Raw genomic sequence first — 19,771 nt, forward strand, 5'->3', positions numbered from 1 at the left:
GTGCCACCCGCGTCAGCTCCCGTCGAAGACCCCTTGCCGTGGTCGGATGGTACCGCCCCGGCGCGTCAGCGAGTCCGTGCTCCCCGCTTCTCCGCGGTGTACCGCAACCGGTGCGGGCCCGCCCAGGGCTCCTCGGTGGTCGCCAGGACGCCGCCGCGGGTCTGTCGGAACGTCCAGAGGTGCACGCCGGTGATGCCGTTCACGGGAGCGCCCCACGCGGTGCAGCGGGCCGGCTTCACGGCCGTGACCGTCGACTCGACGTGCATGTTCTGCAGCGACCAGGAAAACACCGAGCCCGGCCGCAGCGGTCCCGGTTTCCCTTGTGGGCGGGGGTGATTTCCGGGATCCAGCGCTGCCGGCGGTCGATATCCGTGTGCAGGTGCCGGATTTCCGCCGGCGGCGCCTTGATGAGCACGCTCGCCCGGCTGATCACCGGCGCGGTTTCGTCGACGGTCACGCCCCGGCACTTCTGAAAGGCGGGTGAGCTCGCCGAGGCCGCGGAGGAAGGCGTTCGTCGTGGTCGATCCTTTCGCTCAGAAGATGGCCAGCGGGTTCACCGGCAGCCCGGTGGTGCCGAGGATGCGCGGAACCGCGGCCACGAAAAGGAATGTGCAACGGCCCTGCTCCCGGCAGACCGCCGCGAGTTCCTCGCCGCGGGCGCCGTCGATCAGCACCAACCCGAGGCGGGCGAGGCCCAGCCGGTGCAGGGCGCCGGGGAAGTCGTCCTGCACCGGCGGCGACGCGTCGCCGATGTCCCCGGCGTAGACGGCGATCCCGTGGTCGTGCATCCACCGGACGGCCCCGGAAGTCATTCCCGGCAGCGCCCGGCCGTGGTCGGGGACCCGGTCCCAGCCCGCGCGCACGACGAGCGCGTCACCCGGCTCCACCACGACGTCCGCCCGCGCCGCCGCCGCGTCCAGGTCGTCGGCCGTGACCGCGTGGCCGTCGGGCAGCTTGCCGTCCGGGGCCAGGTCGAGCAGCACGCCGCGGGTCACGATCCCGTCGGCGAACACGTCCGCCGCGCCGTGGGTCACGCCCGCGGGCCCGGAGCTCTCCGCCTGCGCGATCCCGGGGTAGACCTGCCCGTCCACGACCATGTGCGACAACGCATCCAGGTGCGTCACCTCGGGGTGGTGCGTCGTGACCAGCATCAGCTCGGCCATCGCCAGCGGCGGCGAGCCGGTGAACGACATGATGGTCTGCACGCCGGTGGTGTCCGCCCGCAGCGCGGCCATCGGCCCGCCCATCAGCGGTGCGGTCGGGGTCTTGCGCGCCAGTGACACCGTCAATCCCTTGCGCGCCTGGGCAACGCCACGCGCGCGGGCCTCGGCGGTGATCAGGTTGACGGTGCCGAGCTGATCGGTGGCACCCCAGCGTCCCCAGTTGCTGGGGAACTCTTCGGGGTTCTGAACCATGGCTGCTTCCTTCGCTCGGGGACAACGCCAAGATCGTCACCGAGCGGGCCCGCGGCCACCAGCCCAGCCACTGCCCGTTCGGTGCCCACTCCGGTCGGCGGCGATGGATACAGTCGGGTGCATGACATCACTCGGCCGGACCGTGCGGGAGCTGCAGCGGCGGGCTTTCACGGGGCGGGACGAGGAGGTCGCCCTCTTCCGCGACGCGCTGGGCGCGCCCGGCGTGCTCTTCGTGCACGGCGTCGGCGGGGTGGGCAAGAGCGCGTTGCTCGACGTCTTCGCCGACGTGGCGGCCGAGAAGGGCTTCGAGCCGGTCCGGGTCGACGCCCGGCACCTGGCCCTCGGGCGGGCAGCCCTGCCCGCCCCGGCCGGCGACGTGCTGCTGATCGACACGTACGAACTGCTGGAGCCGGTCGACGACTGGGTTCGCGACCAGTACCTGCCGTCCCTCCCGGCGTCCTGCCTGGTGGTGATCGCCGGGCGGCGTGGTCCCGGGCCGCGGTGGCGCGCGGACCCGGCCTGGCGGGCCCTGATGAGGGTCGTCGCGCTCGGCAACCTCTCGGCCGAGGAGGGAAGCGCGTACCTGACCACCCAGGACGTTCCCGGCGAGACGCACGACCGGTTGCTGAAGATCAGCCGCGGCCACCCGCTCACCCTGTCGCTGATGGTGGACGCCGTACGCCGCGGTGCCGCGCCGCGGACGCTGTCGGACCTGCCCGACGTCGTGGGCGCGCTGCTGGCGCAGATGCTCGACGAGGTGCCGAGCGCCCGGCACCGCACGGCGCTGGAAGTGTGCGCGCTGCTGCTCGTCACGACCGAGGACCTGCTGCGCTCGATGGTCGGCGGTGACGCCGGCGAGTTGTTCGCCTGGCTGCGCACACAGGCGTTCGTCGACGAGTCCCCGTACGGGCTCTACCCCCACGACGTGGTCCGCGACGCCATCACCGCGGACCTGCGCTGGCGCGATCCCGGCCGCTACGCCGACCTGTACCGCCGGAAGCTCGCCGTGTTCCACGACCAGGTCCGGGCGACGGCGGACGAGCGGGAGCGGCTGGACCTGGTCGTGCTGACCGTCGTGCTGAACGGTGCCCGTTCCCCGTTCGCCGCGCTGGCGTCGCTGCCGCCGACGATGGGGGCGCACGCCGACGGGCTGCGCGACGGCGACCGGTCGCCGATCGTCGCCATGACCGCCGAGTGGCAGGGGAGCGCGCAAGCCGAGCTGGTGGCGCACTGGCTGCGGCGCCGGCCCGGGGACTTCCGGGTCTTCCGCACCGAGACCGGCGAGCCGCGCGGTTACGGCGCCTGCCTGGACCTGACCGAGGCCGACCTCGGCGTCGACCCGGGCACCGACGCGATGTGGGGCTGCGCCGCGAAGTTCGGGCCGCCGCGCGCCGGGGAACGGGTCCGCGCCTGGCGGTTCTTCCTCGACCGCGACCACGGACAGCGCCCGTCCCCGTCGCTGACGCTGTTCGTCGCGTGGCAGATGCTGGACATCCTCCTGGTCGGCGCCGACACGGCGTGGAGCTTCGTCGGCGCGTTCGGCGACGGGGAACTGTGGGCACCCGCGATGGAATCCCTCGACTTCTGGGCGGCCACCGAAGCCGGTTACGAAGTCGGCGGCGCGCGGTTCCCGGTGTTCGCGCACGACTGGCGCCGGACCGGCATCACGACGTACACGGACCTGCTGCACACCCGCCAGCTGGGCGCGCCGGCGCGACCCGCCGGGCAGGACCTCGACGAGCCGGTGCTGTCCGAGCCGGAGTTCACCGACGCCGTCCGCTCCGCCCTGCGCACCCTGCACACGCCGGAACTCCTGCGCTCGAACCCGCTGCTGCGGTCACGGCTGGTCCGGCAGCACGAACGAGCCGGCCGCACCCCGGCCGAGATCCTGCGGGACCTGCTCGACGAAACGGCGGCCACGCTGAAGCCGGATCTCGGCGTGCTGATCGAGCGCACGTTCCTGCGCCCGATCGGCGTCCAGGAGCGCGTGGCGAACTCCCTGCACCTGTCGTTCAACACCTACCGGCGGCACCGCGACAAGGCGGTCGCGCAGCTGACCGAACTGCTGTGGGCCCGCGAAACCGGCTGATCAAGCCGGCAGCCAGTCGGCGAGGGCCGGGTGGCGGCGGAGGGCGACGAAGACCGCCTTCTCGTCCGCGGGGCGGGCCGGGTCGAAGAGGACCTCCGCGCCGCCGGGCCCGACAGCCAATTCGGTCTCGCGGCTGCGGCGGGTCGCCCAGCGGCGGACGCCGGCCGGGTCGGTGTAGGACACCGTCACCGTCGAGCCGACGATCCGGGTGCCCGACTCGTCGCCCGCGAGGCGGAGCTTGACGTCGACCACGGCCGCGGGCACCCGGCAGCCGTGGGCCAGCAACCGGTCGCGGGTCGCGGCCAGCCGGGTCTGCCGGCGGCCGTCCGCCACGGCCCATCCCAGCGTGAGCAGCGTCAGCCCGAGCAGCAGCGCGGGCGCCCACCAGTCGGCGTAGTAGCACACCCACGCCCAGAACCCCCAGGGTTCGTCGTGGTGGAAGACCGGATCGACCGCGGTGCCGACGGCGAGCGGCGGAAGCCAGTCCCGGGCCGAAACCGCAACGCCCACAGTGCTTCCGGCCAGTGCCAGGACCGCCGGGAACACCGGCCCCGACGGGCGTGCCCGGTAGCGCCGCGCGGCGGCACCGGCCAGCGTCGCCGCGAGGAGGCAGCCGAGCAGGCCGAAGGTGCCCCACATGAGGACGTAAGGCGGGTCTCCGTCCCCGCGGTCGTCGAAGACGCTGTCGATCGCCATCGTCCGGAACTGCTCGAGGATCCCGCCGAAGCCCAGCCCGGCCAGGAGACCCAGGGCCGGCGTGGCCACCGACGCCACCGCGATCCCGGCGAGCAGCCAGGGGTTCCCGTGCCACCGCTCAAGACGCTCTCGCCGGGCCCGCGCCGGATCCACCGTGTTCACCACGCCCACCTCCGTTCGGCGGGGCCCAGCCTCCACCGGGCCGCGCGCTACCGAACCCGGGTTTCGGCCACGCGGCGACGCGGGTGCCGAGGTGCGGCACCCGCGTCACAGGGGGTGAAGTCAGGAGACCTGGGCGACCTCCGTGTCCGTCAGCGCCTTGCCGACCACGCGGACGTCGTCGACCGCGCCGGGCCAGAAGTCGACGTTGCGGCCGTCGTACTTGGCGCGGCCGACCGTGAACGCGCCGGTGCTGACCAACGCCGGTCCGGCCGGGGCGGTCGCGACCTTCACGCCGTCCACGTAGAGCCGGATCTCGGTGCCGGCCCGGACGCCCGTCAGCTCGTACCAGCGGCCGGTCTCCGGCACGACCTCGTACCGGGCCCGGTTGCCGCCGGGCGTGCTGAACGCGAACGCGCCCTGCCCGTACTGCAGGTAGAACGGGCTTTCCCGGTCCCGGCCGTCCTGGCTCACCGCGGTCGCGTAGTTGCCGGGCAGCTGGTCGAGCCGCACCTTCGCGGACACGGTGTAGTCGCCGGTCGTGTCGACGACCGGGCCGTAGGTGTCGGCCGAGCCGCCGCTGAACTGCAGCGCGCCGTCCTTGAAGGCCGCCCCGGTCGGGGTGAGCGTCAGCGGGTTCTTGCCACCGCTCGAGTCCTTCGCGGTCGTTCCGCCGCGCTCGTCGAGGTTCCACGAGCCCTTCCCCGCGTACGGGTAGGGCTTGCCGGCGCCGGCACCGGCTTCGATCACCCGCCGGTTGATCTCGCGGACCGGACCCGGGTCGACCTTGATGCGTTTGCGGTCGTAGGTCCAGAGCCCGTTGAGCTCGCCTTCCAGGTCGGTGACCTGCGTGTACACCGACGCCGACAGCTCGGCCCGAGCCTGCCCGAGGTAGAACGTGCGGGTGTTGTCGACGTACTTCGCCGTCAGCGCCGCCTTGTCCGCCACCCCGCTGTAGATCGCGATCGGCGCACCGGGCCACTGGTGACCCGGCGTGCGCAGCGTGAAGCCGCCGTGCTCACCGTCCATCGCGACGCGCTTGCCGTCCGAGGCCGCCGGGTCGGTGTTGTTGTAGTCGTGGTGGTCGATGACGTCGCCCGCGCCCGAGTCACCCTTCGAGGCACAGCAGTTCACCCCGCTGTGGGCGTTGACGATCCGGCTCGGGTCGGTGGCCTTGACCTGGTCGGTGATCCGGCCGGTCGCGGTCTTGTCCCACTCGCCCCAGCCCTCGTTGAACACGATCCAGGCGTAGACCGACGGGGAGTTCTGCAGCTGGTGCATCTCCTCCAGGCCCTGGCTGAGCCACGCCTGCTGCGCCGCCGGGTTGTTGCCGTCCTCGACGGACACGAAGTCCTGCCACACCAGCAGTCCGAGCTGGTCCGCGTGGTAGTACCAGCGGGCGGGCTCGACCTTGATGTGCTTGCGGACGGCGTTGAAACCGAGGTCCTTCTGCGCCTTCAGGTCGAAGACGAGGGCCTCGTCGCTCGGCGCGGTGTTCAGGCCGTCCGGGTAGAAGCCCTGGTCCAGCTGCATCAGGTTGAAGATCGGCTTGCCGTTGAGCGTCAGCTTGGGCGTGCCGTTGACGTTCGTGATGCCGGTGGACCGCATGCCGAAGTAGCTCTTGACCCTGTCGCCGCCCAGCTTGACCTCCAGCTGGTACAGGTACGGGTCGTCCGGCGTCCACAGGTGCGGGTTCGGCACCGGAATCTTCAGGTTCGCGTTCGCCGGCCCGGTGACCGTACCGACCTGCCGGCCACGAGCGTCCTTGGCGACCGCCGTGACGGTGGCGTTGCCCGCGGACTTGACGGTGAGCGCCAGCGAGTTCGTCGTAAGGTCGGGCGTCGTCTTGATCTCGTCGATGCCCTTGTCCGCCACCGGTTCCAGCCACACCGTCTGCCAGATGCCCGACGACGGCGTGTAGAAGATGCCGCCGGGGTTGGCGGACTGCTTGCCCTTGGGCTGGTACGGGCCGGTCGTGTCGGTGACGGCGACGACGATCTCCTGCTCGTCACCGCGCTTGAGCGCGTCGGTGATGTCGGCGCTGAACGCCGTGTACCCGCCGGTGTGCTCGGCGACGACCTTGCCGTTCACCCAGACCTTGGCCTGGTAGTCGACCGCGCCGAAGTTGAGCTTGAGGCGCTGCCCGCCGCCGATCTTCCAGTCGCGCGGGACGCTGACCGTGCGGCGGTAGAACATGTGGTCCTCGTGCCGTTCGAGCCCGGAGAGCTGCGACTCGATCGGGAAGGGCACGATCACCTTCTCGGGCAGCTTCTTGCCGAACGCCGGCTGCTGGCCCTCCTTGGCGGCCGAGAACTCCCACGGGCCGTTGAGGTTGACCCACTTGTCGCGTTCGAGCTGCGGCCGCGGGTACTCCGGCAACGGGTGGCGCGTGTCGACGTGCTCGCCCCACGGCGTCTTGAGCCGTTCGGCCGACGCGTTCGCGACGATGCGCGCGGCTTTGCCGATCTTCGTGCCGTCCACCGCGAGCGCGCCCGCGCCGTCGTAGTAGAGGGTGACCCGCTGGCCCTTCAGGACCGCCTCGGCCAGCCGGATCGTGACCCGGCTGCGGCTCGCGGTGAGGGACGAGACGGGCATCGGCGTCGCGTCGACCTCGATCCGCAGGTGGTCCGCCAGGTCGCCGGTCCCCGAGACGCGGCCGTCGAAGTCGGCCGTGAGCGTGCGGCCGTCCTGGGAGACGTCCGCGGTGCGCGGCACGGCCCGGAAGCCGGCCGGCGGCGTGAACGCCGAGAGCGGCACGATCTGCTTCGCGATGGCCGCGCTGGACCAGCGCAGGAACATGTTCGCGCCGCCGGTGTCCTGGAACATCTCCAGCTTGAAGTCGTGCTGCGTGCCGGCGGCCAGCGTGACCGGAGCGCTGGTCTGCTCCTTGTCCCAGTCGCCGACCCAGTGGTCGATCACCGGCGCGCCGTCGATGAACAGCCGGAACCCGTTGTCACCGATCGCGTAGAAGGTGTAGTCCCCGGTCTGCGGCACGGCGAGCTGCCCGCTCCACCGGGCGGTCGTGTTCTCGGTGCGCCCGGTGACCAGCCCGAAGACCGAGGTCAGGTCCGGGTGGTCGACCTCCCCGTCGAGCGCGGTGCCGGCCAGGTTCGCGAAGTCGTGCGCACCCGGCGCCGACATCGTGAAGTACTCGGCCTTCAGGCCGTGCACGGCCTCAGCGGCACTCGCGGGCGGCGTTCCCGACGCCACGCCCAGCGCCACCAGCAGGGCCAGGAGGACAGAAGCGGCTCTTCTCATCGGCGGGGACCCTTCACTTTTACAACGTTGTAAAACGCTCCTGGTGAGATCCAATCAGATAAATCGGACTCCTGTCCAGGCCGTCTCCCGGGGCGGCCGCTCGTCTGATCACGGGCGGTGGGCCGGTTGGCACCGAGCAGGCTTGACGGCGGTGGGCGCCGGCGTGGGCGAAGGGGAGGGCGGGGTGAGCCGTGGAGCGGCCATCGCCCTCGAACCGGTGGCCGCTCGCTGAACTCCCCGCGAACCCTTCACCTTTTACCGTTGTCCTCCCCGGCGAACGCGGGAACCATTCACGTTCGTCCCGGCACTCGGCGGAGGGAGCGACATGCGCGTGCGAAAGCTGCTCGTGATCGGCGCGGCGGTGACCACACTCGTCAGCGGGATAGCGGCCCCGGCATCGGCCGTCGTCAGCGCGGTAAGCCTGGAGGGCGCCAAGAACTTCCGCGACATCGGCGGCTACCCCACGACCGACGGCCGCACAGTCCGCACCGGCGTCGTCTACCGATCCAACAAACTTTCCCACCTCACCGACGCGGATCTCCAGCGGCTCACCGCGTCGGACGTCTCGCTGGACGTCGACCTGCGCAACGTGCAGGAGCGCCACGACGAGCCGGACCGCGTACCCGCGGGGGCCCGCTACCAGGTGGCCGACGTCGTCTCGCTCGCGCACGGCCTGCGGTTCCACGACAACGCCGCCGTCACGCTGGTGAAGGCCATCGCGGCCGGGCTGCTCAACGGATCGGACAACCTGGGCCAGTCGATCGGCTACCCCTTCATGGTCGACTTCGTCGGCGCGGACCACGCGTTCGGCGACCTGCTGCGCGCCATCGCGGCGAACGGTTCCGGCGCCACCGTCTTCCACTGTTCGGCGGGCAAGGATCGCACCGGCTGGGGTACGGCGATCCTGCTGAGCCTGCTGGGCGTGCCGCGCGCGACCGTCGAGGCCGATTTCCTGCTCAGCAACGACAAGCTGGGCGACCCCGAGGCTGTCGAGCTGAGCTGGCTGCGCGCGGCTTTCGCCGAGGTCGATCACCTGTACGGCTCGATGGACGCCTACGCCCGTCAAGGCCTTCGCCTCGACGACGCGACCATCGACGCGCTGAAGGCCCGCCTGCTGGCCTGACCTCCGGCCGGACTCAGCGAGCCGCGAGCGCCCGGCGCACCTCCTCCGCGCCCAGCACCACGTGGGAGTGCAGGGAGCCGACCTCGTCGATCTCGATCTCGACCACGTCGCCGGGTCGCAGCCCGAGGTCGAGCCCCGGCACGACGGACGTGCCCGTGGAGAGCACCGCGCCGTCGGGGAAGTCGTTGTCGCGCCACAGGTATTCGACCAGCTCCGCCGGTTCGCGGTTGAGCTGCGAGGTGTTCGCTTCGCCGGCGAACACCTCGTGGCCGTCGCGGCGGATGCGCATGCGGAGCCCGAGCGACAGCGGGTCCGGTACCTCCCAGGCCGGGCGCACCCGGGCCGACACCGCGCACGAACCCGTGTAGATCTTGGCCTGCGGGAGGTACAGCGGGTTCTCGCCTTCGATGCTGCGGGAGCTGACGTCGTCGACGACCACGTACCCGGCGACCTCCCCGGTACTGGTCAGCAGCAGGCCGAGTTCCGGCTCCGGCACGTTGTTGGCGGAATCGGCGCGGACGGCGATCGGTTCGCCGTCGGTGACGACGCGCCACGCGGCCGACTTGAAGAACAGCTCCGGCCGCTCCGCGCGGTACACCCGCGCGTAGACGTCCTCGTCGGCGCTCTCCTCACGGCGGGCTTCCTCGGACCGCTGGTAGGTCACCCCGGCGGCCCACACCTCCATCCGGCCGTCCAGCGGCGGCAGCAGGCGCGCCCCGCCCACGGGTGCGCCGGCGGCCTCGGTCAGCTCGCGGATCTCCGCCACGGAGCGGCGCAGCAGGTCACCCATCGACGCCACCGCGAGCGGCCGCAGTTCCGCGTCGGCGAGCAGGCCGACGCGGACGCCGGTTCCGTCGGAGAATCGCACCAAGTGGCTCAAGCCGGACCTCCTGTCACCGGGTTTCGAAGACCCCGTAGCCCGCGACCGCGTGGGCGCGGACGCCGTCCATGTCGAGTTCCACGCCGATGCCGGGCGTGTCGGGGAGCGTGATGTAGCCGTCCTTGACGATCGAGCCGCTCCCGTCGGGGACGTGGACGTAGCTGTCCCACACCGCGCGCTCCTCCAGAGCGTGCCACTCCTGGACGAAGAAGTTGGGGATCGCCGCGCACTGGTGCGAAGTCGCCATCGTGCCCAGCGGCGTCGACACCAGGTGCGGGGCGAACGGGACGTAGTGCAGCTCCGCGAGGTTGGCGATCTTCTTCGCCTCGGCCAGGCCGCCGCACTTCGGGACGTCCGGCTCGATGAAGTCCACGGCGCCGCGTTCGAGCAGTTCGCGGAATCCCCAGCGCAGGTAGAGGTTTTCGCCCGCGCAGATCGGCGTGCGGGTCTGTTCGCGCACCCGCACCAGCGCGTCTACGTTCTCCGCCGGCAGCGGCTCCTCGAGCCACATCAGGTGGAACGGCTCGAGCTCCCACGAGATCCGGCACGCGCTCGGCACGTCGTAGCGGGCGTGCAGGTCGATGGCCAGGTCGACGTCCGGGCCGATCGCTTCCCGGACGGCGGCCACGCGCTCGACCATCGAGCGCAGCTCGGCGGCGTTGACGGTGTGGTTGAAAGCGTCGAACTTGGCCGGGTGGTGCAGGTCGTCGATGTCGAACTTGAGGGCGGTGAAGCCTTCGGCGACCATCCGCTGGGCCCGGTCGACGCAGCCGGCGACCGAACCCGCCGGGTCGTCGCCGTCGCCGCAGTCGGCGTAGAGGCGGACGCGGTCGCGGAACTTCCCGCCCAGCAGCCGGTACACGGGCTGACCCGCGGCCTTGCCCGCGAGGTCCCACAGCGCGAGCTCGATCCCGGACAGGGCGATCACGAACACCCCGCTCTGGGCGCCCGCGAACACCTTGCTGCGGCGCAGTTTCTCCCAGCACCGCTCGACGTTGCGCGGGTCCTCGCCGAGCAGAAGGGGTGTCAGGGACTCGATCATCCCGACGACGGCACCCGCGCCGGCGTCCGGATTGGCCTCGCCGAACCCGCTGAGGCCCTCGTCGGTGTCGATGCGCACCAGCGTGGCTTCGCCGTGGTAGGCGACCACCGCCGTCGTGATGTTCACGATCCGCATTGCTCTCCTGCCGCAGGGTCATGCAGATGAACGGGCTAACGTGAAGTGCAACTTGTCCGATAAGCTGATGACATGCAAAGGAGACAAGAGTCTCCGGACGCTGTCAAGGTCCGGACCCTCCCGGTGCAGGTGGCCGCCCACCTGACCCGCCGCATCGTCAGCGGCGGGTTCGAGGACGGCCGGGCTCCGTCCGAACTCGACATCGCCGGCGAGTTCGGGGTTTCTCGCGTGGTGGCGCGGGAAACGCTCAAGATCCTCGCCTCGCTCGACATCGTCGACGTCGCGCAGGGCCGCCGGGTCGTCGTGCGCCCCCGCGCGGAGTGGGACTACCTGAGCCCGTTGCTGATCGAGTGGCTGCCCACGGAGATCGTCGACGAGCTGCTGCAGGAACTGCACCAGATGCGCGCGCTGCTCGAACCCGAGCTGGCCGCGATGGCCGCGGCCGGCATCACCGACGAGACGCTGGCCCGGCTCGGGGACGAGGTCGAGCGCATGGCGGCGCTCGAGACCGATCCCGAGGCCTACCTCGAGGTCGACCACGAATTCCACATGGAGATCTGCCGGGCGGCCGACAACCGCATCCTCGACCGGATCATGTACTCCGCCCGCTGGCTCGGCACGGCCAGCCGGCGCCTGACCAACGAGGCACCGGCCGGCCTGCGCCGCGCCACCGCTCAGCACACGAAGATCTACGAGGCGCTCGTGGCGCGCGACCCGGAATCGGCCCGCGCGGCGATGCGCGAGCACCTGAACAACAACTTCTCCACGCTCGTCGCGGAGAAGGAACAGCGAAGCAAGCGGGCCGCCGAGCGGCGTTAGCAGACTGCACGACCGAGTTCCGGAACCGATGACGAGGACGGACAGGTATGGCGGCACCGGCTATCCCGCCGATCCGGCTGGGGCTGATCGGCACCGGGCTCGCGGTCGAGAAGCTGCACTGGCCGGCGTTGCGCACGCTCACCGACCGGTTCGCGCTCACCGCGTTCACGGACTCCTCCGCCGAGCAGGGCAGGAGGTTCGCCGCCTACAGCGGAACCGATCCGGCCCGCGCCACCGCCGACCGGGCCGCGTTGCTGGCCCGCGACGACGTCGACGCCGTGCTCATCTCGGTGCCGATCCCGCACCTGTACGAGGTGGCGCGAGACGCGCTCGCGGCGGGCAAGGACGTGTTCTGCGAGAAGCCGACCGGCGTCGACGCGGAGCAGGCGGAAGACTTCCTGGTGCTGGCGGCCGGGCACCCGGACCGCACCTTCATGGTGGGGGAGAACTACTTCTACCGCGACGACCTGCGCTACACCCGCGCGTTGCTCGACAGCGGCGCGATCGGCCGCCCGCACCTGATGGCGTGGCGGCACGCCGGGCAGTCGGTGCCCCGGCCGGGCGGGTTCACCAGCACGCCGTGGCGGCAGCGGCCGCAGTACCGCGGTGGGGTGCACCTCGATTTCGGCGTGCACCACATCGCCCAGATCCGGCTGCTCTGCGGCGACGTCGCCCGCGTGCACGGCGCCGTGCAGACGGCCAACAGCACGATCGACGGACCGTCGGACCTCACGCTCAACCTCGTCTTCACCGGAGGCGCCATCGGCAACTACACCGCGTCCTTCCCGGAAATCCCGGTGCCGCCCGAACCCAACGACATGCGGCTGTACGGCACCGAGGGCGTGCTCGTGCTCGCCGGATCCGACGCGGAACGCCGCGTGACGCGCAGCAGCTCCGACGCCACCACGCACACGACCGTCTTCCGCGGCATCGACAACGGCTACCGCGCGGAACTCGCCGACTTCGCCGACGCCGTGCAGTTCGGGCTGCGGCCGGTCGGCAGCGTCGCGCAGAGCGTCGCCAACGCGATGGTCGTCCAGCGGGCGCTCGACTCCGCGGAACAGGCGGCCGCCCTGACGCTCGACCCCGTGCCCGGCGCGGGCGCGGTGCCGCTGTGGCGGCCCCGCGGCTCGACCGGGCTGTTCGACGGGCTGCCAGGACAACGCAGCAGCAGTACGGCGTCCTTCGCCGCGTGAACGACCCGCAGCGCGGTACTCGCCGCGCTGTCCCGCCGGTTGCAACGTCGCCCGTCGGTACGAGGAGTTGTCATGGAAGAGAAAACTGACCTGTCGAGGCGCACGTTCCTCGGAGTGAGCGCGCTGGGCGTGCTCGGTCTCGCCGGGTGCGGGAGCGGTCCCGCACCCGCACCGCAAGTCGACGTCCAGGTGCCGCAGGCACTGCTCGACCAGGCGGCGCGGCTCCGCGGCGGGTCCGTGGGGATGTTGTCGCAGAAGCTGTACTCGGAGGCCGCCAACAAGGCGCTGGACAAGTCCCTGCAGGTGTTCGCGCAAGCCACCGGCACCACGATCCGCAACGACCTGGTCTCCGGCGACGCCGGTGACATGGTCGCGAAGATGGACGCCGAGGTGAAGGCGGGCACCAACCGCGACCTGGCCTTCTTGAGCGACCGCCGGTTCGTCGGCCAGCTCCACAACCTCGGCGCCCTCACCGACGTCACCGACGTGGTCGAGGAGATGAAAGCGCTTTACGGAGAGCCCGCGACCGAGGCGAACGACTACTGCGTGTTCGACGGGCGCTGGTTCGCGATCCCGTACCACTTCATCGCGTCCGGGATGTACCTGCGCAAGGACTGGTACCAGGAAAAGGGTCTTCCGCTCAAGCCCTACTACACGTGGGAAGAGCTGCGCGACAACGCGTTGGCGGTCTCGGACCCGGCGAAGCGGCGCTTCGGCTGGGGACTCACGGTGAACCGCTCGGGTGACGCCAACGGCTTCATCCAGAACGTCGTCAACACCTACGGCGGGGCGATCGCGGACAACACCGGCACGAAGGTGGTGTTCAACTCGCCGGAGACCGTCGCCGCCGTCACGTTCATCGGCGACATCTACACGAACCCGAAGTACCGGCCGATGCTGCCGCCCGGGATCGGCAGCTGGACCGATTCGAGCAACAACGAGAACTGGCTGGCCCAGATCCTCGGGCTCACGCTCAACCAGTTCAGCGTCTACGCCGATTCGAAGACCAAGAAGAACCCGGTCTACGCCAACACCCACGTGTTCAACGGGGCCACCGGGCCGGCGCTCGACCGGCCGCTGGCGTTCGGCGAGTCCAACTCGTTCGTCGTGTTCAAGGGGGCGAAGAACCCCGACCTCGCCAAGCTGGTCGCGAAGTTCATGGCCGGCGGGAGCGCGCTGCTCGGGGTCGCGAAGGAAGCACCGTGCCTGGTGAACCCGTCGTGGAGCAAAGTGTGGGACTCCGACCCGTACTACACGAGCGGTGACCCGGCCTACCCCGCGTTGCGGGAGCAGACCCGCGCGCAGCTCCCGGTGACCACCAAGACCGGGTACGCGTTCCCCCAGGCCCCGAGCCCCGGCGAGCAGGCCGCCCTCGCCGCCTACCTGCTGACCGACATGATGCAGTCGGTCATCCAGGGCACCCGGCCGGCCGACGCGGTCGCCGCGACGCACACCCGGATCGTCCAGATCTTCGAACAACAGGGCTACCGGCAATGACCACCCTGCGTCCGCGCCCGGCGCCGGCCCGCCCGGCGCCGGCCGCGTCGTCCTCGCTCACGCCGACGCAGCGGCGGCTCGGGCGCGACTGGCGCCTCGCCGCGGTGTTCATCGGGCCGACGCTGGTGCTCGTCGCCGGCCTGATCCTCGTCCCGATCGTCAGCTCGATCTTCACCAGCACCACCGAACGCCACGGCGCGGAAACGGTCTTCGTCGGGCTGGACAACTACACCGCCCTCGTCGGCGACGGCTTGTTCCACCAGGGCGTGCTCAATTCGTTCGTCTTCACCGCCTACGCCGAGATCTTCAAGGTGACCTTCGGGCTCATCGCGGCGTTGATGCTGCACCACATGCGCCGCGGCAAGGCACTGGTCGCCGCGGTGATCCTGCTGCCGTGGGTGATCCCGACGGTCGTCACGGCCTTCACCTGGCGCTCGCTGCTCGACCCGATCTTCGGCAGCGTCAACGTTCTGCTGACCGACTCCGGGATCGGCCCCGGCCTCGCCGCGATCGGGCTCGTCGACAAGTGGCCCGCGGAGTGGCTGTCCGATCCCGCGCTCGCGATGCCGGCGGTCATCCTGGTCAACGTCTGGAAGGGCATCCCGTTCTTCACGGTGACGTTCCTCGCCGGCCTCAAGGCCATCGACCACGGTCTCCACGAGGCGGCGATGGTGGACGGCGCGTCGCAGTGGCAGCGCTTCCTGCACATCACGCTGCCGGGGCTGCGTCCGGTCATGATCGTCACGGTGCTGCTGTCGTCGATCTGGACGTTCAACAACTTCGACCTGATCTGGCTGATGACCCAGGGCGGGCCGGGGGACGCGACCGCCCCGTACGTGATGGTGGCCTACTCCAAGGCGATCCAGCAGCTGCAGCTGGGCGCGGGCGCCGCGGTCACGCTGGTGATGCTGCCGGTCATCGCGATCCTCGTGGTGCTCCTCGTGCGGATGATGCGCCGCAGCGACCAGCCCGGCGCGGCCGACCTGGGACGCACGCGGCTGACTCCGGCGCAGCGCAAAGCTTTGCCGTGGGCGGTCGTCGTGGTCGCGCTGCTCCTGCTGGCCTGGGCGTCCCCGCACATCGTGTGGAAGGCCGCGCTCGTGCTCGGCGTGTTCGTGGTGCTGGCCGCGGCTCTCGGCCGGGTCGTCTCCGCGCTCGCCATCCGGGGCAACCGGGTGGCGGCCCGCCTGGTCGGCGGCGCCGGGTCGGGGCTCGCGCTCGTGGGTCTGCTCGGCTTCGTGCTCGCGCCGCTCTACTGGATGACGGTCACGGCCTTCAAGTCCGACGACCAGATCGTCGCGCGCACCGACGACCTCTGGCCGACCCCGTGGAGCACCGAGCAGTTCACCAACCTGTTCACCGGCCGCGCGTTCGGCACCTGGTACCTCAACACGATCCTGGTGTCGGTGGCGTCCACCGTGATCGCGCTGGTCTGCGCGGCGCTGGCCGGGTACGCGTTGGCACGGCTGAAGTTCCGGGGTTCGGAGAGCTTCACGGTGACGATCCTGCTCACCTACGTGATGCCGGGCGCGCTGCTGTTCATCCCGCTGTACCAGCTGATGAGCGGGATCGGGCTGAACGACTCGTTGTGGTCGCTGGTGCTCGCCTACCCGACGTTCACCCTGCCGTTCGCGACGTGGCTGCTCGTCGGCTACTTCAAGTCCATCCCGGCCGACCTCGAGGAGGCCGCGCTGGTCGACGGCTGCACGCGGTTCGGGGCGTTCCGCCGGATCGTGCTGCCGCTGGCCAAACCGGGCCTGCTCGCGGTCGCGCTGTTCACGCTCACCAACGCGTGGAACGAGTTCCTCTTCGCCTTCGTGTTCATCACCAAGGACGACTACAAGACGCTGCCCGTCGGCATGCAGTCGATGATCTTCGGCGACGTCGTGCCGCAGGGGCAGCTGGCCGCGGCCTCGCTGCTGATCAGCATCCCGGTCGTGCTCATGTACGGGTTCGGGCAGCGGTTCCTGACCGAAGGCCTCACCGCCGGGGCGGTGAAGGGGTGATCACGGAGGAGCACGTCGCGACGGCGTCGCGCCCGAGCGACCTGCGCATCACCGACCTGCGGGTGGCGAACCTGACCGGCGTGCCGTTCCGCTCGTCGCTCATCCGGATCGACACGAACCAGGGCCTCGTCGGCTACGGCGAGGTGCGCGACGGGGCCAGCGCCACCTACGCGCTCGTGCTCAAGAGCAGGCTCGTCGGCGAGAACCCCTGCAACGTCGACAAGATCTTCCGCAAGATCAAGCAGTTCGGGCACCACGGCCGCCAGGGCGGCGGGGTCTCCGGCGTCGAGATGGCGTTGATGGACCTGGCGGGCAAGGCGTACGGAGTGCCGGCGTACGCGCTGCTCGGCGGCCGGTTCCGGGACGAGATCCGGTGCTACGCGGACACGCCGTCGCTGCCGGACCCGCACGAGATGGGCGCCCGGCTGCTGGAGCGCAAGCGGCGCGGGTTCACGATGCTGAAGATGGACGTCGGCGTCGACCTGCTGTGGGACGTGCCGGGGGCGCTGATCGCGCCGCCGGGTGCCCGCGCGGACGACACGACGATGCACCCGTTCACCGGCATCCAGGTGACGGCCACGGGTGTCGATCACCTGGCGTCCTATGTGGACACAGTGCGGTCCGTCGTCGGCTACGACGTCGCGCTCGCCGCCGACCACTTCGGCCACATCGCCCTCGACTCGTGCATCCGGATCGGCCGCGCGCTGGAGCCGTTCACGCTGGCGTGGATCGAAGACCTGATCCCGTGGCAGCTGACCGACCAGTGGCGCCGGCTCACCGAGGCCGTCGCCGTCCCGACGTGCACGGGGGAGGACATCTACCTCTTGGAGGGTTTCCGGCCGCTGCTGGACGCGGGCGCCATCCGCGTCGTGCACCCCGATCCGGCGACGTCGGGCGGGATCGCGGAGACCAAGCGGCTCGGCGACTACGCGCAGGAGCGCGGGATCGCGATGGCGCTGCACCTGGCGGCGTCACCGATCGCGACGATGGCGTGCGTGCACCTGGCGGCCGCCACGGAGAACTTCCTCGTGCTCGAACACCACGCGGCCGACGTGGAGTTCTGGAGCGACCTCGTCACCGGCCCGCTGATCCGGGACGGCCACATCACGGTGCCGGACACACCGGGACTGGGCTTCGGCGACCTCGACGAGGAACTGGTGCGCCACCACCTCGACCCGCGCGCCCCGGTGTTCTTCGCCGAAACGACGCACTGGGACGCGGAGTCGAGCCACGACCGCCTGTGGAGCTAGGCGCGGCCCTGTTCGGCGCGCCACCGTTCGTACTCGGGCCGGGCCTCGTCCGACAGCGGGTAGTACCGCCGCAGGTCGCCGCCTTCGGCCAGCCGGATCCGGGAGAACTCCTCCCATTCCGCGTGCTCCTCGGCGTGCGCCACCAGAGCCGGGGCGAGCTTCACCGGCACCACGACAGCCCCGTCGTCGTCGGCGACCACGATGTCCCCCGGCTCGACGAGCGTGCCCCCGCAGGCCACCGGCACGTTGACGGCGACCGGCACGATGCCGGTCTGGGTGTGGAAGTTCGGGGTGGCGCCCCGGATCCACAGCCCGAGTCCGAGCTGCTTGGCCTCACCGGTGTCGCGCAGGCACCCGTCGACGACCACGCCGGCACCGCCGCGGCCCTTGAAGTAGGTCAGCATCATCTCGCCGAACACCCCGCTGCCCATGTCCCCGCGCGCGTCGACGACGATCATGTCGCCGGGCTGGGCGTGGTACATGACGTGCCGGTGCAGCTGCTTCTCCGGCTCTTCGTATTCCTCGACGGGGTAAAGGTCTTCCCGCTTCGGCAAGAACTGCAGCGTGAGCGCCGGCCCCGCGACGCGCACACCGGGCGTCACCGAAACGGGCCCGCTGATGAACGCGCTGCGAATCCCCATCCGGCTGAGCTCACCACTGGCGGTCGCGCTGCCGATCTTCGCGAGCGCCGCACTGAGCTCGGCGGGCGGGCGGACGATGTCGTGCGTCTCGACCACTTCGGTGGCTCCCTCGGATCCGCGCTGACTTCCGGTTCCAGCCTAGCCCGGCTTTGGCGTATCCGGCCCGTTTCGTTCGTGGCTGGTGGTCATCCGGTCCGGGGTGGCGACCCGTTCTGCGTGTGGCCGGCCGGCCACACGCAGAACTCGGTGCCGTCCGGATCCGCCAGCACGACGGTGCCGTCGTCACGGACGCCGAGCCGTGCGGCGCCGAGGGCGACCAGCGCGTCGACCGCCGCCCGCTGATCACCGTCCGCGGCGAGCAGTTCGAAACGCTGCCGGCCCGGCTCCGCCTTCGACGTCACGGGCGCGCCATCCCACACGTCCCAAGCGACTTTGGTGCCACCGCGCGGTGACTGGATCGCGGTCTGCTCGCCCCGGTCCCACACCAGGGGCCAGCCCAGCGCCGCGCCCCAGAACAGGCCGGCCTGCCGAGTGCCGGCACAGGTGAGCTCACCCAGCGGCCCGCACCCGGCGAGGTAGCCGTTATCGGGCTCGATCACGCAGAATTCGTAGCCCGCCGGATCGGCCAGGACGACGTGCCCCTCCTCCGGCCGCTGCCCGACATCGACGTGACGGCCGCCGAGCCCGACCGCGGTGGCCACGGTGCGCCGCTGGTGGTCGAGGTCGGCACTGGTCAGGTGCAGGTGCATCCGGTTCGCCCCGAGCCGCCCACCGCGGCCCGGCACGAACCGCAGGCCCAGCTGGGTGTCCCCGCCCGGCAGCAGCACACCGCCGGCATCGCCGACGACTTCCCGGCCGAGCAGGCCGGCCCAGAACCGGGCCGGCACAGCGGGGTCGTCCGCCTCGAAGGTCACCGCCAGCAGTCGCGAACGCACGAGCGGAACGTAGACACCGCCCTCGTGGAGCGGCAAGCCAATATGGAACCGGGGAAACCCGATCGCTGGGTCGAGAGCCGGGAGGGGCTGCGGCGTGGACCGGCGCATACACGATCCGGTAACCATCAGTCGTCGGGCGAACCACTCAGCCGCTTCGTCGGGTCCTCATGCGGCCGCGGCTGCCTGGCATCCACCGCCGGGTCAAGACCCGTGCCATCCTGCTCAGGCGGATCGTTGCCGTCCGAAGTCCCGGAGCCGATGCGCGCGGGGAGCGCCTCATCCATCGGCACAACGGTCGAAGCCCTCGCCCTGCTGCGCTTGGACTCCTCGATCCACTCGCCGACCTTCGAGCCGCAACCCGAAAGGTCTTCCCGAAGACCATCGAGGTCGTCGAGTGCGCTCAAGAACGGCAGGTGCCATGTCCCGAAAAGCGCGAGGGCCAGTAGAACCGCCGCGATGGTGAACCCGGTTACCGTCGAATGCTTGTGGCCGGCGGAGCTGGGTGCCCATTTCAAGGACTCCGCTCCGGCCAAATAGTCCCGAACCCGCCGTTCCACCGCTGATTTCGTACCTGCAACGGTGCGGGAGAGCCGGACTCCGTAGAGGCCATGCTGTCGCGAGGCCAAGGAA

General features: G+C 70.8%; 16 protein-coding genes. 7 read left to right on the forward strand and 9 right to left on the reverse strand.

The annotated features are described in order from the left end of the window. Positions 1 to 65 precede the first annotated feature (65 nt). Positions 66 to 290, reverse strand: coding sequence for a hypothetical protein (locus ACLJQM_RS13615; protein WP_410631477.1), 225 nt, complete (start codon positions 288 to 290; stop codon positions 66 to 68). 243 nt (positions 291 to 533) lie between these two features. Then, on the reverse strand, positions 534 to 1,415 hold the full coding sequence (locus ACLJQM_RS13620; protein WP_410631478.1) for a cyclase family protein: 882 nt from the start codon (positions 1,413 to 1,415) through the stop codon (positions 534 to 536). 121 nt (positions 1,416 to 1,536) lie between these two features. Here ACLJQM_RS13620 and ACLJQM_RS13625 point away from each other — a divergent pair, with 121 nt between their 5' ends. After that, entirely contained in the window at positions 1,537 to 3,504 is a 1,968-nt protein-coding gene (locus ACLJQM_RS13625; RefSeq protein ID WP_410631479.1) for an ATP-binding protein, read from the forward strand. On the opposite strand, the gene ACLJQM_RS13630 is transcribed toward ACLJQM_RS13625, so the two are convergent. Both ACLJQM_RS13630 and ACLJQM_RS13635 read right to left on the reverse strand, forming a co-directional pair. Then, positions 3,505 to 4,365 carry a hypothetical protein gene (locus tag ACLJQM_RS13630; protein WP_410631480.1) on the reverse strand — a complete coding sequence of 287 codons (861 nt, stop codon included), beginning with the start codon at positions 4,363 to 4,365 and terminating at the stop codon, positions 3,505 to 3,507. It abuts the gene before it with no gap. Positions 4,366 to 4,482: 117 nt separating this feature from the next. Further along, the gene (locus ACLJQM_RS13635; RefSeq protein ID WP_410631481.1) at positions 4,483 to 7,617 is read right to left on the reverse strand and encodes a LamG-like jellyroll fold domain-containing protein; all 3,135 of its coding nucleotides are present in this window, start codon (positions 7,615 to 7,617) and stop codon (positions 4,483 to 4,485) included. 325 nt (positions 7,618 to 7,942) lie between these two features. On the opposite strand from ACLJQM_RS13635, the gene ACLJQM_RS13640 reads away from it, so the two are divergent. After that, the gene (locus tag ACLJQM_RS13640; RefSeq protein ID WP_410631482.1) at positions 7,943 to 8,740 is read left to right on the forward strand and encodes a tyrosine-protein phosphatase; all 798 of its coding nucleotides are present in this window, start codon (positions 7,943 to 7,945) and stop codon (positions 8,738 to 8,740) included. Positions 8,741 to 8,753: 13 nt separating this feature from the next. On the opposite strand, the gene ACLJQM_RS13645 is transcribed toward ACLJQM_RS13640, so the two are convergent. Together ACLJQM_RS13645 and ACLJQM_RS13650 are read right to left on the reverse strand one after the other, a co-directional pair. Continuing rightward, complete coding sequence (locus tag ACLJQM_RS13645; protein ID WP_410631483.1) at positions 8,754 to 9,620, reverse strand: fumarylacetoacetate hydrolase family protein; 867 nt, start codon at positions 9,618 to 9,620, stop codon at positions 8,754 to 8,756. A gap of 13 nt (positions 9,621 to 9,633) precedes the next feature. Continuing rightward, on the reverse strand, positions 9,634 to 10,797 hold the full coding sequence (locus tag ACLJQM_RS13650) for a mandelate racemase/muconate lactonizing enzyme family protein (protein ID WP_247019817.1): 1,164 nt from the start codon (positions 10,795 to 10,797) through the stop codon (positions 9,634 to 9,636). 72 nt (positions 10,798 to 10,869) lie between these two features. Here ACLJQM_RS13650 and ACLJQM_RS13655 point away from each other — a divergent pair, with 72 nt between their 5' ends. The 5 genes from ACLJQM_RS13655 to ACLJQM_RS13675 all read left to right on the forward strand — a co-directional run bounded on the left by ACLJQM_RS13655 (position 10,870) and on the right by ACLJQM_RS13675 (position 17,565). Further along, positions 10,870 to 11,616 carry a FadR/GntR family transcriptional regulator gene (locus ACLJQM_RS13655; RefSeq protein ID WP_410631484.1) on the forward strand — a complete coding sequence of 249 codons (747 nt, stop codon included), beginning with the start codon at positions 10,870 to 10,872 and terminating at the stop codon, positions 11,614 to 11,616. Between the two features lie 47 nt (positions 11,617 to 11,663). Next, positions 11,664 to 12,812: a Gfo/Idh/MocA family protein gene (locus ACLJQM_RS13660; protein ID WP_410631485.1), complete on the forward strand. Its 1,149-nt coding sequence runs from the start codon at positions 11,664 to 11,666 to the stop codon at positions 12,810 to 12,812. A 72-nt stretch (positions 12,813 to 12,884) separates the two neighbouring features. Then, positions 12,885 to 14,309 carry an ABC transporter substrate-binding protein gene (locus tag ACLJQM_RS13665; RefSeq protein WP_360773897.1) on the forward strand — a complete coding sequence of 475 codons (1,425 nt, stop codon included), beginning with the start codon at positions 12,885 to 12,887 and terminating at the stop codon, positions 14,307 to 14,309. Beyond that, positions 14,306 to 16,315: an ABC transporter permease subunit gene (locus ACLJQM_RS13670; protein WP_360773900.1), complete on the forward strand. Its 2,010-nt coding sequence runs from the start codon at positions 14,306 to 14,308 to the stop codon at positions 16,313 to 16,315. Before ACLJQM_RS13665 ends, ACLJQM_RS13670 begins: the two co-directional genes overlap by 4 nt. Continuing rightward, positions 16,312 to 17,565, forward strand: coding sequence for a mandelate racemase/muconate lactonizing enzyme family protein (locus ACLJQM_RS13675; protein WP_360773901.1), 1,254 nt, complete (start codon positions 16,312 to 16,314; stop codon positions 17,563 to 17,565). Before ACLJQM_RS13670 ends, ACLJQM_RS13675 begins: the two co-directional genes overlap by 4 nt. On the opposite strand, the gene ACLJQM_RS13680 is transcribed toward ACLJQM_RS13675, so the two are convergent. The 3 genes from ACLJQM_RS13680 to ACLJQM_RS13690 all read right to left on the reverse strand — a co-directional run bounded on the left by ACLJQM_RS13680 (position 17,562) and on the right by ACLJQM_RS13690 (position 19,698). Continuing rightward, positions 17,562 to 18,302, reverse strand: a complete 741-nt coding sequence (locus ACLJQM_RS13680; RefSeq protein WP_247019829.1) for a ribonuclease activity regulator RraA — start codon at positions 18,300 to 18,302, stop codon at positions 17,562 to 17,564. The genes ACLJQM_RS13675 and ACLJQM_RS13680 overlap by 4 nt on opposite strands. Before the next feature lie 89 nt (positions 18,303 to 18,391). Next, positions 18,392 to 19,141, reverse strand: coding sequence for a VOC family protein (locus ACLJQM_RS13685; RefSeq protein WP_410631486.1), 750 nt, complete (start codon positions 19,139 to 19,141; stop codon positions 18,392 to 18,394). A 125-nt stretch (positions 19,142 to 19,266) separates the two neighbouring features. Next, positions 19,267 to 19,698, reverse strand: coding sequence for a hypothetical protein (locus tag ACLJQM_RS13690; RefSeq protein WP_410631487.1), 432 nt, complete (start codon positions 19,696 to 19,698; stop codon positions 19,267 to 19,269). Positions 19,699 to 19,771: the final 73 nt, after the last annotated feature.

The sequence above is a fragment of the Amycolatopsis sp. cmx-4-83 genome (assembly GCF_046548815.1).
GTDB lineage: Bacteria > Actinomycetota > Actinomycetes > Mycobacteriales > Pseudonocardiaceae > Amycolatopsis > Amycolatopsis pretoriensis_A.